14 protein-coding genes are annotated in these 17821 nt (G+C 36.5%); 13 read left to right on the top strand and 1 reads right to left on the bottom strand.

The features are described from left to right. Positions 1-332: 332 nt before the first annotated feature. The 12 genes from CIK00_RS13155 (at position 333) to CIK00_RS13110 (ending at position 15632) form a co-directional block, all read left to right on the top strand. The gene (locus CIK00_RS13155) at positions 333-1736 is read left to right on the top strand and encodes a transporter substrate-binding domain-containing protein (RefSeq protein ID WP_101769302.1); all 1404 of its coding nucleotides are present in this window, start codon (positions 333-335) and stop codon (positions 1734-1736) included. 29 nt (positions 1737-1765) lie between these two features. After that, on the top strand, positions 1766-4273 hold the full coding sequence (locus CIK00_RS13150; protein ID WP_101769301.1) for an ATP-binding protein: 2508 nt from the start codon (positions 1766-1768) through the stop codon (positions 4271-4273). Between the two features lie 9 nt (positions 4274-4282). Beyond that, entirely contained in the window at positions 4283-5506 is a 1224-nt protein-coding gene (locus tag CIK00_RS13145) for an EAL domain-containing response regulator (RefSeq protein ID WP_101769300.1), read from the top strand. A 118-nt stretch (positions 5507-5624) separates the two neighbouring features. Then, complete coding sequence (gene pflA / locus CIK00_RS13140) at positions 5625-6365, top strand: pyruvate formate lyase 1-activating protein (RefSeq protein WP_101769299.1); 741 nt, start codon at positions 5625-5627, stop codon at positions 6363-6365. Between the two features lie 542 nt (positions 6366-6907). Then, positions 6908-8662, top strand: coding sequence for a formate--tetrahydrofolate ligase (locus tag CIK00_RS13135; RefSeq protein WP_101769298.1), 1755 nt, complete (start codon positions 6908-6910; stop codon positions 8660-8662). A 418-nt stretch (positions 8663-9080) separates the two neighbouring features. Continuing rightward, positions 9081-9587: a YfbU family protein gene (locus CIK00_RS13130; RefSeq protein ID WP_101769297.1), complete on the top strand. Its 507-nt coding sequence runs from the start codon at positions 9081-9083 to the stop codon at positions 9585-9587. 272 nt (positions 9588-9859) lie between these two features. After that, positions 9860-12244: an ATP-binding protein gene (locus CIK00_RS13125; RefSeq protein ID WP_101769296.1), complete on the top strand. Its 2385-nt coding sequence runs from the start codon at positions 9860-9862 to the stop codon at positions 12242-12244. Beyond that, positions 12234-13508, top strand: a complete 1275-nt coding sequence (locus tag CIK00_RS13120; RefSeq protein WP_101769295.1) for a sigma-54-dependent transcriptional regulator — start codon at positions 12234-12236, stop codon at positions 13506-13508. The genes CIK00_RS13125 and CIK00_RS13120 overlap by 11 nt, the downstream gene beginning before the upstream one ends. 123 nt (positions 13509-13631) lie before the next feature. After that, entirely contained in the window at positions 13632-14462 is an 831-nt protein-coding gene (gene rlmA, locus CIK00_RS13115; protein ID WP_101769294.1) for a 23S rRNA (guanine(745)-N(1))-methyltransferase, read from the top strand. A gap of 112 nt (positions 14463-14574) precedes the next feature. After that, positions 14575-14727: a hypothetical protein gene (locus tag CIK00_RS21325; protein ID WP_167388556.1), complete on the top strand. Its 153-nt coding sequence runs from the start codon at positions 14575-14577 to the stop codon at positions 14725-14727. A 194-nt stretch (positions 14728-14921) separates the two neighbouring features. Next, on the top strand, positions 14922-15074 hold the full coding sequence (locus CIK00_RS21320; protein WP_167388555.1) for a hypothetical protein: 153 nt from the start codon (positions 14922-14924) through the stop codon (positions 15072-15074). Positions 15075-15323: 249 nt separating this feature from the next. Then, positions 15324-15632, top strand: coding sequence for a DUF6172 family protein (locus tag CIK00_RS13110; RefSeq protein ID WP_101769293.1), 309 nt, complete (start codon positions 15324-15326; stop codon positions 15630-15632). 110 nt (positions 15633-15742) lie between these two features. Here CIK00_RS13110 and yfbV read toward each other — a convergent pair whose 3' ends face one another. Next, positions 15743-16192, bottom strand: a complete 450-nt coding sequence (gene yfbV / locus CIK00_RS13105; protein WP_101769292.1) for a terminus macrodomain insulation protein YfbV — start codon at positions 16190-16192, stop codon at positions 15743-15745. A gap of 336 nt (positions 16193-16528) precedes the next feature. Between yfbV and CIK00_RS13100 the strand changes: the two genes are divergently transcribed. Continuing rightward, complete coding sequence (locus CIK00_RS13100) at positions 16529-17725, top strand: acetate kinase (RefSeq protein ID WP_101769291.1); 1197 nt, start codon at positions 16529-16531, stop codon at positions 17723-17725. Positions 17726-17821 lie beyond the last annotated feature (96 nt).

Here is a 17821-nt window from a genome sequence, read left to right as displayed (position 1 = left end):
TTTGAATACTATCAACATTCAGCTATCGATAGTATTGAGAATATTTGTGCAAAATCAAATGCAAAAGTATTATATTGAGGCAGGCCAATCCATGTTGCTATTATGGCCTCAGTATCGTTTTGATGACGTGCTAGCTCGGTGTTTAGTTAAATGATTTTCACGTGGCTATATAGATAATGACCCACGACATCAACTATGGATTAAAGAAGCTCGATGGACCTTTGAATCACAAGGATTTAAACCTGACTGGTATTTAAAGTTAAAAGCACAGTATCGCTGTCTTCAACGGCCTCTATATTAACTTATTGATTTGTTATTCTAGGTATTTTTCGATGAAAATTTTTATATTACTGCTAACACTAATATTTACGCTTTCCATACCGGTCACTTTTGCCAACGAATCAACCCATAAAACAATGCCAATCTTAACCGTTGGTTATACTTCACTTAATTGGGCACCATTAGCATTTAAAAATAATGATCAAATCGTGGGATTATTACCTGCTCTTATGGACGCCATTGCCGCTCAAGCTGGCTATCAAATAAAAAATATCTATTACCCCAATTTTGATGAAATGATCTCAGCATTTAAACGCAACGATATCGATCTATTAATAGGTATTGCAGCAACATTTGATCGCCAAAAATATATGCTATTTAGTGATCCTATTTTAAGTACATCATTCGCCATGCTTAGCCGTTCACCACAACATACCAAAATAGCTGATCTGAATAATGTCACAATCAGTGTTGAAGATGGTTTCGCTATCAAACAAAAAATAGCCAATTTACATATTAAAAATCAAATACTCTCACTGCCATCAAATACTATTGCACTTAATGCCGTCGAAACAGGGCTAGCCGATGTTTATATTGGTAACAGCCTTATGCTACATAATTTGTATACTTTTGGTGATTTGAAAAAATCATTATATTTTTCACCATTAACAGAGCTCTCTTTTGAACGCTTATATATCACAGCCACTAAAAATCATGCTCTGCTCCTAAATAAAATCAATAAGGCTTACAACCAGCTACCAGAAACCGTATTAACTAATATTTACGACAAATGGTTAACAGCACCCCAAAAAAAGATGTTAAGTGATCCACATCAGCTTCATTTAACTAAATCTGAAAATAATTACTTACAACAACATGAAAATATTCGTATTGGATACCAATTTCCAGTATCACCAATATTAATCAATAATGATATTATCCTGCACCAGCTAAAAGACATATTAACAATAATAAAAGAAAAACTTCATATTACTACAACGATAGTTCCAATTAATAATTATCAAGATGGTAAGAAAAAATTAGCGGATAATGATATAGATATTATTGCCGCGATAGCTACAACAGCTAATCGCTATAAAGAACTCACCTTTACCGCACCTTATAGTAATGATAAATGGGTAATGATTGATCGTATTAATCATAAAAAATTAACCGCAATTACTTCAACTAATATAATTGGTGTTCTTAACTCAGAAATTGCAGTTCACCGCGTAAGAGAGCATTATCCTACAGTTAAGATTCATCAGTTTAAAACTAACATTGATATTCTTAATGCTGTTATTAATGATGATATTAATTATGCCGTTATACCACTCTCTGTCGCCCAAGTCTTATTACAAAATAATTTTTTAGGTCAATTAAAAATTGTTTCGAGCCGTATAGATAATCATGACCAAAAAATAGCATTTGCCGTTAAAAAAATAATGTCTTACTAAGAAATATTATTAATAAAGTATTGGACTCTTTGCCTCCTGATACGTTAGCTAATATCAAAAAAAAGTGGTATACGATTATTCTTAAAGAGGATGGTGATTATCATCGGTTAATTATATTAGCTATCACATTTAGTTTAGCCATAAGTTGTATTATTGGTGCCATTACCATTTGGAATCGTCGTCTAAGTCTTGAAATTAAACACCGTAAAGCCGTTGAAGAAAAATTAACTTATTTAACCAATAATTTTGATGGCGTATTGATTCAACATCACCAAAAAAGTGATGATCCAATGGATATTGATATTTTATTCATAAGTGAAAAGATTATTGATTTTACTGGTATTTCAGCCAGTAAATTTTATTTTTTTCCACGCTTATTACAAGATCGTATTGCCCAGCGAGATGATCATCAAATCTTACTCACAGAAATGCGTAACGCTGTAAAACAAGGCTATTGGCGTACAGAGCTTCAAGTCAATAATCAAGACTCCACAACCCCTTGCTGGATTGAGCTACGCTGCAAAATCACCCCAGCAGCAGTCGGTTGGCAGTGGAATAGTATTTTGATTGATATCACTCAATTAAAGCAGCAACAATTAGCATTAACCATAGCCAAACAAAAATCTCAAGCAGCAACCACCGCAAAATCACGTTTCTTGGCAATAATGAGTCATGAGATCCGCACCCCAATTAGCGGTATTATTTGTTTATTAGATTTAATGAAGCCTTACGCACAACAACCAGAAATAAATCAAATACATAAAAATCTCATGCTTTCAAGTGACCATTTATTAAACATTGTTAATGACGTATTAGATTTTTCTAAACTTGAATCAAACAAACTCGAGATTCATCCCCAACAAAAAATATTAAACCAAATAATCACTATTTTAGTGCAACCGCATGCTATTCATGCCACACAAAAAGGACTCGATTTTAAATTATGGTTAGATCCTAATATTGCCGAAAGTTTACGTTTTGATAGTATGCGTCTTAAACAAATTCTTAATAATTTGCTAAATAATGCGATTAAATTTACTTCTCAGGGGGAAATACGTCTTGATATTAATTTATTGTCGCAACAAAATAACCAACAAGTTATTACTTTTAGAGTCACCGATACCGGTATTGGTATCGCCCCTAAAGATATCTCTAAGCTATTTCAACCATTTGAACAAATAGAACAAAATACTGATCGTCGTTATAACGGTACCGGGCTAGGTTTATCTATTTGTCATCAACTTATTCAATTAATGGGTGGTACGATCGCAGTATCAAGTCATCCAAATCAAGGTTCAAATTTCATCATCACACTGACCTTTGATATTTGTCAGCCAACTAAAATTGAAGCATTAAATAAACACTGTGGATTATTATCAATGGTAGATGATCCCATCTTAATAAACTACTTAACGGCTTGGCATTGCTCTATATCCCGACTAAATGTAACGACAAAAGAACAGCTAGCGGTTGCGATATCAATCCAATGTATTGATACCATTTTTGTACCTCAATCATGGGCAGAACAGCATAATATTGATCTTAATTGGATCGCTATTAACTTACCATCTGTTAATTGGATCACCATTACATCAACTGATGTAATGTTAACATCCAATATTAACGCGCGTAATATTTCCCTAAGCCCACTCTTATCTCAACAACTTTATCGCGCATTAACCCAACCATTCCAACCTTATAATAATGACTTCCAATACCAGCATTCCTTACCTTCGCCTCAGACTCGAGAGCAGGCTATTGCTAATCATCGTTATATTTTGGTAGCAGAAGATCACCCTATCAATCAACAAATACTCAAACAACAACTAGAACAACTTAATTATGCTGTCGATATTGTGGACAATGGTAAACAAGCTTTATCTGCACTAGCAAATACTCACTACAATATTTTATTAACAGATTGCCATATGCCTGAAATGGATGGTTACGAGTTAACTAAAACAATCAGAGAGCAAGAACGGCAAACAGGAGCGGCTATATTACCCATTATTGCGATTACAGCTAATGCGCTAACGAATACAGATCGTTTTAAAGTGATGGGTTTTAGTGATTATTTAATTAAGCCATTAAAACAACAGCAGCTAAAAACAGTATTAACTCAATGGCTAAAACCATTAGACATGACTAAGAACGTTAAAGATTTATCACTAGAAATAATTAAACCAATAACATCAACAACACCTCTTGCTCTTATTGATATTAATGAACTATTACCCATTTTTGGTGATAATGATCTTTGCCAAACGCTACTACAACAATATTTAGATTCTTGTTTTGATGATTTATCACAACTTAAAACAGCAATAACACAACAAAACAATGATAATATCTTTATGGTGAGTCATCGTATGAAAGGAGCTGCACGGATGATGGCTTTTCATCCATTAGCACAAGTAACTCAGAAGCTTGAATTACAAACACAACATATTCAAAAAGACATAACGGGTATACAACAAAATTACCAGCAGATTGAACATTTAATCGAACAATTATCACATCAAATTAACAGTAAATAGGATCGAAATATGAACATATTATTGATTGAAGATCATGACTTTCAACGTCAAGTTCTTGCAACCCAATTAACTCATCTTATCGATCCAAATCAAGATCATCTCTATTTTGCAGCCAATGGCATTGATGCATTAGCAGCGGTAACACGTTATCAACCACAATTATTATTTTGTGATCTCAACATGCCACAAATGGATGGTATTAGTTTTCTGGGTCACCTTGCTGAACAACAGTTTACTGGTGCAATAATTATTACCAGTGCTTTAAATGCGGGTGTTCTACATAGTGTCGATAAAATGTGTAAAAACTATGGTCTTAATTTATTAGGTACTTTAGTTAAACCTACTCACCTCGAACAATTAAAACAATTGTTAATCATCGCGACAAACAGCTTACAATCAAACAACATAACACCGCCTTTACAACAAGATCTTACTGAAAAAGATATCATCGAGGCATTCAATTCCAATTATCTTATTCCTTATTATCAACCTATAGTAAGTTTACAAACTGGAGAATGGGTTGCTAGCGAAGCATTAATCCGTTTTATTCATCCAGATTATGGCATTGTTCCAGCAATGAAATTTATTAAAATAATCTCGAATATAGGAAAAGACAGCCAACTAGCATTACTGATAATTAATCATATAATTAGTCAACAACCTATTTTTTGTGGCCGCAAGGTTGCTGTCAATATATCAGCAGAAACATTAGTTGAACGTAATTTCATTAATAACGTGTTAGCGCTACATCATCAATATCCACAACTGCATCATTGGTTATATTTTGAATTAACCGAATCGGATCTTTTTGAATCTGCAGGAAAAGCATTAGAAGCGGCTGCTCGATTAGGCATGTATGGTTTTAATCTTTCAATTGACGATTTTGGTACGGGATATTCATCATTAAAACAACTTGATATCTTACCGTTTAAATCATTAAAGTTAGATATTAGTTTTGTACAAGCAATGCAAACAAACTATACCGCTAAAGTGATTATTGAAACTTGCTTATTACTCGCTCAACGCCTCAATCTAACGGCAATTGCAGAGGGTGTGGAAGATATTACCTTATGGCTAAAACTGCAAAAAATGGGTTGTGAGCTAGCACAAGGCTATTTTATTTCACCACCATTGCCATTTAGTCAAATTCCTATTTGGCATACTCAATGGCAACAACGAAGCCACCAATTATTAATTAGTTCACCGTCAACACAACAAATACAACCCGTTTAAATGCCACTTACTTTTACGCAACCATATTGATTAACATCTTGAGTTTTCGCTATATTCAAAACCTGTTTTGTAATAAAATAACACATAAATAAAACGCGATATGCGGAGAAATAGAACAATGTCAGTAACAGGTCGTATTCACTCTTTCGAATCTTGCGGAACCGTCGATGGCCCAGGAATTCGGTTTATTGTATTCCTGCAAGGTTGCTTAATGCGCTGCAAATACTGCCACAATCGTGATACATGGGACACCCATGACGGTCGTGAAGCTACTATTGAAGAATTGATGCATGAAGCAAGATCATACCGTCACTTCATGAATGCTTCTGGTGGTGGTGTTACCGCATCTGGTGGCGAAGCCATGCTGCAACCAGAATTTGTCCGTGATTTCTTCCGTGCAGCACAAGCTGATGGTATTCATACTTGCCTTGATACCAATGGCTACATCCGTAAACATACTGATGTGGTAGATGAAGTCTTAGATGCCACAGATTTGGTAATGCTTGATATCAAGCAAATGGATGATAACGTTCACCAAAACTTAGCTGGCGTTTCAAATAAACGTATACTTGATTTTGCACGTTACCTACACCAGCGCGGCCAAAAGACTTGGATCCGTTACGTGATTGTACCGGGGTACACTGATGACGAGCAATCTGCACACCAACTTGGTGAGTTCATCAAAGACATGGATAATATTGAAAAAATCGAGCTGCTACCCTACCATCAGCTTGGTGAGCACAAGTGGGAAGCACTAGGCTTTGAATACCCATTAACTGGGGTTAAGCCACCGAAAAAAGAAACAATGGAAAATATTAAAAACATTCTTGCAAGCTATGGCAAGAAGGTTATGTATTAAACAACGGTGTCATAGTTGTTAATACAAAAAAGAGCGGCTTATCTTTATCTCTAAGGAGTTAGATAAGTCGCTCTTTTCTATTTAAACTGAAAAGATAAAATAGTATTTATCGTGACAACGGTAAAATTGTGACAAGAAAAGAGATTAACAACACCATAATTAACAATGAGATTGGTACTGTATACTTCCACTTCGTTACAGGTTCTTGCATAATAACTTCCTTTGCTAAAATTACACCCTACTTGATCAGGGTCATTTTTTATAATTTATATACTTTAAATGCAGAGTAAAAAACAACCAATAACTAATAATGGAATAATACATTTCATAATAATGGAATACGATAAATATCCCCTCTTTATCTTCCACCAAATAGCAACAGTCCCTATAAAAAAACCATAAAATGATATTTATCCATGATAAAATTATGGTATAAACCAAAAGCAAACGTTTGCGTTAATAAAAAAGACATCTTTTCAGTTAAAAAGCATTAAATATCAATATTCGTATTACTCTTTCTGCCGATGAGGAAATAAGCTCTCATGAAAAGCGACATCGAAATTTGCCGTGAAACGCGACTCACCCCCATTGATCGCATCGCCTTTAATGCTGGCATTGAAGCACAAGATCTTACGCCTCAAGGCAGCTTAAAAGCCAAAGTAAAACCCGCTATTTTAAAACGGTTAAGTAATAAACCAGAAGGTAAACTAATACTCGTTACTGCCATTACTCCCACTCCGCTAGGTGAAGGTAAAACAGTAACCACCATTGGCTTAGCACAAGGGTTAGCTAAAATTAAACGCTCTGTATTTGCTTGCATTCGCCAACCATCAATGGGGCCAGTATTTGGCATTAAAGGCGGTGCTGCTGGCGGCGGTTATAGCCAAGTAGCTCCAATGGAAAAGCTCAACCTACACTTAACGGGTGATATTCATGCTGTTACTGCCGCACATAATCTTGCAGCTGCAGCATTAGATGCTCGTCTTTATCATGAAAATCGCTTAGGTTATGACACTTTTACTGCACATACAGACCTACCAGCACTACGAATTGATATTAATAATATTAGTTGGAAGCGAGTAATCGACCACAATGATCGCGCACTACGTATGATCACCATTGGTCAAAATGAACCAGGTAAAACCATTAATGGTCTTGAACGCCACGATGGCTTTGATATATCTGCCGCTTCTGAATTAATGGCAATTTTAGCCCTTGCTACAGATTTAGCCGATATGCGTCAGCGAATTGGTAAAATAGTTGTCGCTTATAACCTTGATGGTGAACCGGTTACTACCGAAGATCTCAAAGTTGCGGGCGCCATGGCCGTTACTATGTGTGAAGCAATTGAACCCACATTAATGCAAACGCTAGAAGGAGTGCCAACCCTTATCCATGCAGGCCCATTTGCAAATATTGCCCACGGTAACTCATCTATTATTGCCGATAAAATCGCACTGAAATTAAGTGAGTTTACGGTTACTGAAGGTGGATTTGGTTCTGATATGGGGTTTGAAAAAGCGTGTAATATTAAAGCACAACAAGCAGGACGTGGACCCGATTGTGCAGTCGTAGTTGCAACCTTACGGGGCCTTAAAGCAAATTCTGGGCTTTATGATTTACGCCCAGGACAACGACTACCTGATACTATTTTTGAGACAGATACAGCAGCCCTAATTGCTGGTTTTGAGAATTTACGTTGGCATATTAATAACGCCGCCAAATACGGTGTCCCGGTTGTGGTTGCCATTAACCGTTTTCCACAAGATACCGATCAAGAACTTGAGCAATTAAAACAACTGATTTTAACCACAACGTTTAATGTTCATGTTGATGTTGCATTAAGTGAAGCATTTACAAAAGGAGGCGATGGCGCAATAGCACTCGCAAATGCCGTTGTTCATGCCTGCGAAAAGCCTGCAAACTTCAAACCACTGTATAGCTTAGACCAAACCATTGAAGAAAAATTAATGGCAGTCGCTGAAATTGGTTATGGTGCTAAAAATATTGAGCTTTCACCTTTAGCGACTCAACAATTGGCCCAATTAAAAGCACAAGGTTTTAATAAATTAGCAATATGTATGGCAAAAACGCCATTATCGATTACTACCGAACCGCATATTAAAGGCGCACCAACAAATTTTACCGTTCCAATTAGAGAGCTGAAATTATGTGCAGGTGCCGGTTTTATCTATGCTTTATGTGGCAATGTAATGACCATGCCAGGCCTACCTGAAAAACCCGCATTCATGAATCTTGATCTTGATGCTGATGGCAATATCATCGGTCTAACCTAAATCTAACGTATTATATATTGTATCGATAACAGGTATTGTTATCGATACTCCTTTAAATAACACACAACATCCCACAACAAGCCACCGCCATCACTCTCAACCATCGCTTAATATCCATCTGAAAACTATTTAATCACTAAAGCTTCTTCCTTCATTCACATTGTATTGATATTCAATGACGGAATAAACCCACAAAAATAGTGGTTTTTAATTAAAATCAAATAGATAAGATTTTTACCAATATATCAAATGGATAACATTCGTTAACAAAAAATAATCCTATTCGCGGTGTCAGATCATTTTATTTTATACTCAACCTGCTAATCTCACGCTCATAATAAATATTCCTTGTACTCACTACAGCAATACAATCAAAGCTGAGCGAGCACAATCTATAAAAAATTTGAGGCTTACAACTATGGAAATGACTCACGCTCAACGTCTAATTCTATCTAATCAATATTACATCATGGCAAAAATCGCACCTGAAAATGCTGAAAAATATCACCGCCTACAAATGATTATTGAACGCGGCTATTGCTTACAGATGCGTGAACTTAGCAAAGATTTTGGCGAAGTTTCAGAAGATGAATGTAAACAAGTTCTTGAAATAATGGAGATGTACCACGCACTTCAAGAATCTTTTAATTTAGAAGATTGCCGTTGCGATGGCGCAAAAGACATTGACCAACGTCGACTACAATTTTTAGGTTTTGATGTAATAACTGAAGCTAAGTTAGTTAATTACGTACGTTTCCTTACTCATGATGAAGGTTTATATCCACAGTTCCCTACCACTGAACATCAATTTAATAGTCATGTTCCAATGCTTGATAAGTATCTACGCATGCTAACTATTTGGCGCGGATGCCCACGCCATTACCATTTATCATGCAGTGAGATCCAACAGATTATTACAGCATAGCTTTATACCAACGCCATAAAACGGAGTGAATAAACTCGGTTTTATGGTGTTATTCTTAAGCATTATCGTATAAAAAAACTGAAACGTGACACCTTAATGACGATAACATCACCACTCAATTCTAATAACAGCATTGGTTTTGTTATAAAAACCATTAGTGATCATTTCAACCACTGACGTATAATCATTGCACTTCTTCGCTATAAATTAGTTACCTAATTAAGGTCAAATTTATTAGCAATATGCCATTATTAATGGGATACATAATAATAATGATTCGCTGTGTAAAGAATAATACTATCGGTAATCGTCTGACCTCAGCCATTATATTAATGGCATTCTTAACTATTAGTGTCAGTGTTATTGCCGCATTAACATGGCAACAGCTGAGTCAACAAATAGGCACGATAACCAATGATAATATGCCAACATTACGTTCTAGTTATCGTTTAGAACGCAGTACTGCCGAGTTACAAGCAGCGTTAACAGCATTAGATATGAATACTAATCCGTTAAAGCATAAAACGATTAAAAAAAATATCGTTTCTATTTTAAAAGCTATTCGACAATCAATAGATAATATTTCAAGTTTATATTACTACCCAAAAATAAAATCAGGTCAGCAGCTATTAATAGCAAATATTGATAGTTATATCGCCTTATTACAGCAAAGAAATACACTACGCTTTTCATTAAAACAAACAGAAAATACGATTAAATGGTTACATCAAGATTTGATTGATGAATTACAACCATTACGTCTAGAAATTGAATGGCAAATGATGCAGTTGCTTAATACCCCGCAACAATTACAGCTAAAGCATGATACTAATATCAAAAATATTATGGCTGAATTTTCAGTTATTCAAACAATTACTGTTAATGTAAATGAATTACACCAACTTATTGAAGATAGTATTCTTCATCGTCAACAAAATGACATCAATACTTCCTTTGACGCTATTGCAAAAAAAATATTACAACTCAATAAAATCAGTAAACAATTAAATAACTATCCATCAACCATTACTTATCGTCAATTACAGCAAGAATTTACTCAATTAGTAACCCCTAATGGTCATCTCCAAAAATTATTAATCCAAGATAATATAAACAATATAAAAATAACTCAGACCCAACGCAATATTCGTAATCAATTAACTCAACAAGAAAATATAATCCAAACTCTTGTTGGTCATGCTGATAATGCGTTAGCCAAATTGAATGGTAAGACTAGACGTTCGATTTGGATCGGTAATTTAATTTTATTTGGCGTAGTTTTTATTACCATTATTCTTAGTGTTATTTTATCGATTTATTTAGTTGGTCGAGGTATCGTAAAACGTCTAAATCTACTGGGTCAAGATTTACAAGCCATTGCCAGTGGCAACCTTAATGCCAATATTCAAACCACAGGTGTTGATGAGATTGGTATTTTAGGCGATAACCTGCGTTATTTTTGTCAACAAATGCAAGAAATTCAAAATTCTAATGCCTTAAATTTGATCAATAATACTCAAGCCAGCATTATTACTTGCGATCTCAACGGTGCAGTTGAATCGGTTAATCCACAAGCTCTAAAACAATTAAATTTCTGTAATGTCACTAAAAAACATCAAGTCTGGAATCTGTTTAATAGTTCAACCCTTACTACATTACAGCACTTGTTTACCGCTAATGGCCCATTAATGACAAATGGGGCTTATAACATGACGGTAAAATTAGTCGCCAAAAACGGTCATGGTTTATATTTACGGTTAGATTTTCGTACCTTTACGCAAGGTAATGATGACAAAGTAATTATAACAATGACGGATATTACCGAACAAGAGAATACCACTCGTTGGTTAGAAAGTACGGTTGCAGAGAAAACGCAATCACTCACCATTCGAAACCAACAACTACGAGACGAAATCGAAGATCGAAAACGCATTGAAGGCGATTTGATCGAAACTCAAGATGAATTAATTCAAGCAGCAAAAATGGCGGTTGTGGGCCAAACGATGACATCACTTGCGCATGAACTTAATCAACCACTATCTGCGATTTCAACGCGAATATTTAGTGCAAAACTTGCACTTGATCATAAAAAATACGAAAATCTACCCACAAATCTGACAAAAATAGACGATCTTGTTACTCGAATGAGTAAACTGATCATAAATTTTAGAAACTTTGCAAAAAAACAATCAGCAACCAAACCATTAAGCAAAGTTGATATTCAAGATTCAATCAAACAAGCGCTAATATTGGTCGAAAGTCGCGCCAAAGTACAAAAAACAACAATGGTGAATACGATTGACTACCCTCTTTATGCGCTTGCTGATCAAGTTCAACTAGAGCAAATTTTAATTAATTTATTGGTTAATAGCTGTGATGCAGTTGCTAATTGCAAACAACGTGAAATAACAATTATTCAACTAAATAGTCCATCGAATAAAATTCGGTTAGCGGTATATGACAGCGGTGATGGTTTTGACGCCGCAATCATTAACAAATTATTCATTCCCTTTACCACCACCAAAGATGTTGGATTAGGCCTTGGGTTAAGTATTTGTGGTTCAATTATGACGCGACTAAAAGGTGAAATCTTCCTTGCTTCAAACTTAACAGGTGGCGCAATGGTCGTACTGGAGTTAAATAAATATGATAAGTGATGATATTGAAGTATTGATTGTGGATGACGATCATGATGTTGTCGAAGCCTATCAAGAACTACTTGAAATAGCTGGATTTAAAGCACAAACAATAACAGATTCAACCTTAGTGTTAGGGATGCTAAAGCGTAATTGGCCTGGTGTTATTGTTTCTGATATGTACATGCCCGGCTTAGATGGTATGGAATTATTGGCCAAAATTCAGCAGTATGATCATGAGCTACCCGTCATTATTATTACGGGTCATGGTGATATCCCAATGGCGGTTGGCGCTTTAAAAAAAGGGGCGGTCGACTTTTTACAAAAACCATTACAGCCTAAAGAATTAATTACGCTGCTTGAAAAATATTTACCTCAGCGTCGCCAAATTATTGAACAACGTAACACCTTACATACGACAACAGCAGAAGTATTATTAGGGGAAAGCCCACTAATTATTAAAATTCGTGAGCAGTTAAAAACCATCGCATTAACAACCAAAGATGTGTTAATTGAAGGTGAAAACGGTACAGGTCGCCATACGGTTGCAAAATTACTTCATCAAAATAGCCCATTAAGTAATGGTCCTTTTGTTGAAATCAATGCTGCAAATATTACCCGTACGCCGGATTTACAACGCAGCATGATTTCAGCGCGTAGTGGCTGTTTATGTTTATGTAATCCCCACCATATGCCAATTGAAACTCAACAATGGTTGTGTCGTTTTTTACTTGAGCAAGAACGCCAAGGGAAAAAAGAAGTCCGCGTTATTGCTTTATTTGATGGTGATCCGACTGAATCTGTTGAAACTGAGCAGTTTTTACCTGAGTTGTTCTACTTTTTAAGTCAAGTACGATTTAATCTACCCACATTGCGTCAACGTAGTAGTGATATCACATTGATATTTAAGCACTACATTAAGCAAAGTTGTAAAAAATTAAATAAAACAATTCCTGCGATTGATAAAGCTTACCTTGCGATTTTAAATCGTTATGAATGGCCCGGAAATGTATTAGAACTTAAAAATGTTGCTGAATTATACGCAATAGGGATTGTAAAACTTGCAGGTCAAGAACGATCTAAACCATTAGATCAAATGAGTAGTCCACTGGATGATCTGGTTGATGGCTATGAAAAACAAGTCATTGAAGATGCGTTATACCTATTTTCGGGCCGTATCAATGAAGTGTCATCATACTTACAAATACCCCGTAAAAAACTGTATTTGAGAATGAAAAAACACGGTCTGGATAAAGCTGAATATAAAGTACGCACAACAAATTAACCATACATAACCCAACAAGTCTTCAGTAATGAAGGCTTGGTTTTTTATCCTCAAAAATCTGTTAGCGACAACCGCTAATAACCATTACACTCTACGGCTGTTTTTCAGCTTTGGTCTATATACATGTCTTATCAATGCCCTTTATGTCACCTGCCACTTACTATGGACGCTAACAGCGCATCATCAACATCCTATCGCTGTAGTAATAATCATCAGTTTGATCAGGCCAAAGAAGGCTATGTAAACCTGATGCCTGTACATCATAAAAGCTCGAAAAACCCTGGCGATAATAAAGAAATGATGCAAGCTCGACGCTTATTTCTTAACACTGACCATTACCAACCCCTACGTGATGCGGTTATGACACAGTTACGCCAACATTTACCACAAGATGCCACTGAGCTACTTGATATAGGTTGTGGTGAAGGGTATTACACCTCTGAGTTTGTACAACTCCGTCAACAATTTTCAGACATCACCATCCACGGCTTAGACATTTCAAAAGTTGCAGTTAAATATGCAGCAAAACGCTACCATGATTGTGATTTCTGTGTTGCCTCTAGCCACCGCTTACCGTTTGCTGATCACTTTTTTGATGGTGTAGTCCGTATTTATGCGCCCTGTAAAGATGAAGAATTGCATCGCTCGATAAAAAGCGGAGGGATCTTAGTCACAGCAACACCTGCACCGCGTCATTTATATCAATTAAAAGAATTAATTTATGACGGTGTTAACTTACATGATGTGCCTGTAGAGAACATTGAAGGGTTTGAGTTAGTTATAGATCAACAACTGCACTATGACATGACACTAAGTGGTGAAGAGGCAACAGCATTAATGCAAATGACGCCTTTTGCATGGAAAACTTCTGAGCAAGTATGGCAACAACTTGCGCAAGCCCAAAATTTCGATTGTGAAGCTGATTTTTCTATTCGTGTTTATCGCCGCCAGTAAATACTACAAATGAGATTGATTATCATCGATTATTTATAATCAATCTCAATGTCTTTATTATTTACCGTTTATTCTCTTCTCGGTATAACAACAATGAATCGACTGACCTATATTGGGTCTAACCCGCTTATTGGTTGGCCGAGTATCTCCCCCATCAGCCAATAATATCTCACTATCCACCAGCGCAGCAGTAATCACTACGACTAACACCGCAACAATCTACTACAACAGCAATCTAGCACAGCAACAACGACCAGTACTGTAACGATCATGTATGATTACGCTATTAAGTCCTCAAATGAACAACTTTCTGTTACTCAATGAGATCACGCTTTAAAACAAGCCGATATTATTCTCATCAATGAATAGCATAACCATCAAGATGCGACCACTAATGCACAAAAAATAAAATGAGGGCGGCAATGAAGGTAATGGGGCAACGAAATAATGATTTGAAATATGACTAAAATGGGTACAGCAGAAAAACAACAACCGCTAGATAGAGAAGAACCCCATCGGCGGCCAAGCAGTTGGGGTTCTAAGAGAGATAACAGCTATATCCCTAGGTTGCTTAATAATTATACCTCAACAACCTGTTTATTGCCTGAATAATCATCTAATATTGCGTATAGAAACGTCACAATACGCTAATGGAATGACCTCGCTATCATGCAATATCATCATTTTATTGCTCGTATATAGATAAGACCGTGATGGTTAAAATTAGTTGCAAAAAACATCTCGTTCACTGAATATTTTTTTATCGCACGAATTTCAGCCTTACCCCATCGCTACCCACGACAATTTACAGTAAAATAAACACAGAGCTCTTTTCTTTGAGCCAAATTAATTAGGAAAACAATGAAAAAAACATTTGCTTTAACTCATCCCAAAAAAGCGGCTGCTCGTGTTGTAGAAACAATTAAACACGACGTAAAGAAATACATCCGTCGTGAACGTAACAAAGCATTACCTGCTGGTACTGATTTTTGGGATTTTGATTGCAAGTTTGGTCATACCGAGCAAGAAGCAAAAACTATTCACGTAAAAGAAATCAACAAGTGCATTGATGAAGCTGAAAAGCTTGAACTACCATCACTATACTTAGAAATTCTAGCGAAGCCTGCAACACGTGCACAACGTCCAGAATTTGATTTCGACGAAGAATAATTGCTTATTAGCCATTATTTAATGTGCTATAGAACCAAACAAAAAAGAGTCGCTAATGCGACTCTTTTTTATTACCACAAACCTATTACAACAAAACATAACACAATTACTTAGAACCAACGATCTAATGCATGTCGATCTAATTGTTTAAATGCTCTATTTAATACCTCCGCTAATTCTTGATAGCGCGGCTGCGATTTTTTAGGCTGCATCGCATGCCCTTCACTGACAATCTTCTGATAAATTTCGCTATACCATTTCGCAAGTGATGGCGGCAACGTTGTTTGACTGCGTTTACCCAACCACCATAATCCTTGTAATGGCATTGATATCGCTAATAGCGCAATCGCAATCGCTTGAGGCATTGCATCATAATTATGAAACGCCATTTGAGTCAAAATACTGATTGCAGCAACCGCAGGCATCACCTTTGTCGCAAATTGAGTGGCTTTAATATACCGATGTTCAGGAAAAACAGCCGCTAGCTCTTTGCGCATTGGCCATGTTGTCATGTAATGCTGACCATTCTGAAAGTGTTTCCACATTGTATGTTGAGCCATAATGCACCACTCATCAAAAAAAATTATAATATTTAAAATAAATACACAACAAACTTGATTCAAATTAAAATTTTCTAAAAATCTTTTTGTTATATTGCGTAACAATCGGTTATTCTAGGCAAGCCTAAATGTAATTGTTGCCGTTAATAACCTTAACTGCAAGTTAGGCTCTGTCAAGGATGACCCAGAATTAGAGGTAACTCAATTCTATTTCTCAGGAAAGAGTGTGATTTTCACCTCTAGTAAGACGAACAATAAATCTTCGTCTATTCTAGGGGTACTTTTTTATTCAAAAATGAATATCAACTTTCAGACAGATTATAGGTAGTCACTCTCATGTCTAAGCTGGTTTTAGTTCTAAACTGCGGTAGTTCATCTCTTAAGTTCGCAATCATTGATCCAGTATCAGGTGAAGAACATCTTTCAGGTCTAGCAGAATGTCTAGGCCTTCCTGACGCTCGTATCAAGTGGAAACTTGATGGCAAGCACGAAGCTCAACTAGGTAACGGTGCTGCTCACGAAGAAGCTCTAGCTTTCATGGTTGATACTATCCTTGCTTCTAAGCCAGAACTTAAAGAGTCTCTAGGCGCTATCGGTCACCGTATCGTACACGGCGGCGAGCAGTTCTCTGCATCAGCACTAATCGACGATGTTGTTCTTCAAGGTATCGTAGATGCGTCTGATTTCGCACCTCTACACAACCCTGCACACGTTATCGGTATCGAAGCTGCTAAACACAACTTCGCTAATCTGAAAAACGTTGCTGTATTTGATACTGCTTTCCACCAGACTATGCCTGAAGAAGCATTCTTATACGCAATTCCTTACCGTCTATACAAAGAAAACGGCATCCGTCGTTACGGCGCACACGGTACTTCTCACCGTTTCATCGCTCGTGAAACAGCGATCCTTCTAGACAAGCCTCTTGATGAACTAAACATCATCAACTGTCACCTAGGTAACGGCGCATCTGTATGTGCAATCAAAGGCGGTAAATCTGTAGATATCTCTATGGGTCTAACACCTCTTGAAGGTCTAGTAATGGGCACTCGTTGTGGTGACCTTGACCCAGCAGTTATGTTCCACCTACACGATCGTCTAGGTATGAGCGTTGCTGAAATCAACACTATGTTCACTAAAGAGTCTGGCCTACTAGGTCTTACTGGTGTGACTTCTGACTGTCGTTTCGTTGAAGAAAACTACGGTACTAAAGAAGAAGCAACACGTGCAATGGACGTATTCTGTCACCGTCTAGCTAAGTATGTTGCAAGCTATGCAGCTACTATGGAAGGTCGTCTAGATGCAATCGTATTCACTGGTGGTATCGGTGAAAACTCTGCACCAATTCGTGAGATGGTTCTTAACCGTCTAGCTATCTTCGGTATCGAAGTAGATAATGAAGCAAACCTTAAAGCACGTTTCGGCGGCGAAGGTGTTATCACTACAGCAAACAGCCGCATTCCTGCAATGGTTGTTTCAACTAACGAAGAATTAGTAATCGCAGAAGATACAGCGCTTCTAGCTGAAATCTAATCTTACGATTATTAAAACGGCTGGCCTTTTAGTCAGCCGTTTTTTCATCTCATATTTTACTGTGGTGCTGCTCTATGATTATTCTACTTTAAAACA

This window comes from Photobacterium carnosum (genome assembly GCF_002849605.1).
In the GTDB taxonomy this organism is placed as follows: Bacteria; Pseudomonadota; Gammaproteobacteria; order Enterobacterales; family Vibrionaceae; genus Photobacterium; species Photobacterium carnosum.
The sequence above is the reverse complement of the archived record's forward strand: the minus strand, read 5'-3'. Positions and strand labels throughout refer to the sequence as shown.

Bases quoted from the DNA above. Each gene is read 5' to 3' on its own strand.
- CIK00_RS13125 (WP_101769296.1), top strand. From the start codon at position 9,860: ATGATTCGCTGTGTAAAGAATAATACTATCGGTAATCGTCTGACCTCA.
- pflA (WP_101769299.1), top strand. From the start codon at position 5,625: ATGTCAGTAACAGGTCGTATTCACTCTTTCGAATCTTGCGGAACCGTC.
- CIK00_RS13110 (WP_101769293.1), top strand. From the start codon at position 15,324: ATGAAAAAAACATTTGCTTTAACTCATCCCAAAAAAGCGGCTGCTCGT.
- CIK00_RS13130 (WP_101769297.1), top strand. From the start codon at position 9,081: ATGGAAATGACTCACGCTCAACGTCTAATTCTATCTAATCAATATTAC.
- CIK00_RS13135 (WP_101769298.1), top strand. From the start codon at position 6,908: ATGAAAAGCGACATCGAAATTTGCCGTGAAACGCGACTCACCCCCATT.
- CIK00_RS13120 (WP_101769295.1), top strand. From the start codon at position 12,234: ATGATAAGTGATGATATTGAAGTATTGATTGTGGATGACGATCATGAT.
- rlmA (WP_101769294.1), top strand. From the start codon at position 13,632: ATGTCTTATCAATGCCCTTTATGTCACCTGCCACTTACTATGGACGCT.
- CIK00_RS13155 (WP_101769302.1), top strand. From the start codon at position 333: ATGAAAATTTTTATATTACTGCTAACACTAATATTTACGCTTTCCATA.
- CIK00_RS21320 (WP_167388555.1), top strand. From the start codon at position 14,922: ATGACTAAAATGGGTACAGCAGAAAAACAACAACCGCTAGATAGAGAA.
- yfbV (WP_101769292.1), bottom strand. From the start codon at position 16,192: ATGGCTCAACATACAATGTGGAAACACTTTCAGAATGGTCAGCATTAC.
- CIK00_RS13100 (WP_101769291.1), top strand. From the start codon at position 16,529: ATGTCTAAGCTGGTTTTAGTTCTAAACTGCGGTAGTTCATCTCTTAAG.
- CIK00_RS13145 (WP_101769300.1), top strand. From the start codon at position 4,283: ATGAACATATTATTGATTGAAGATCATGACTTTCAACGTCAAGTTCTT.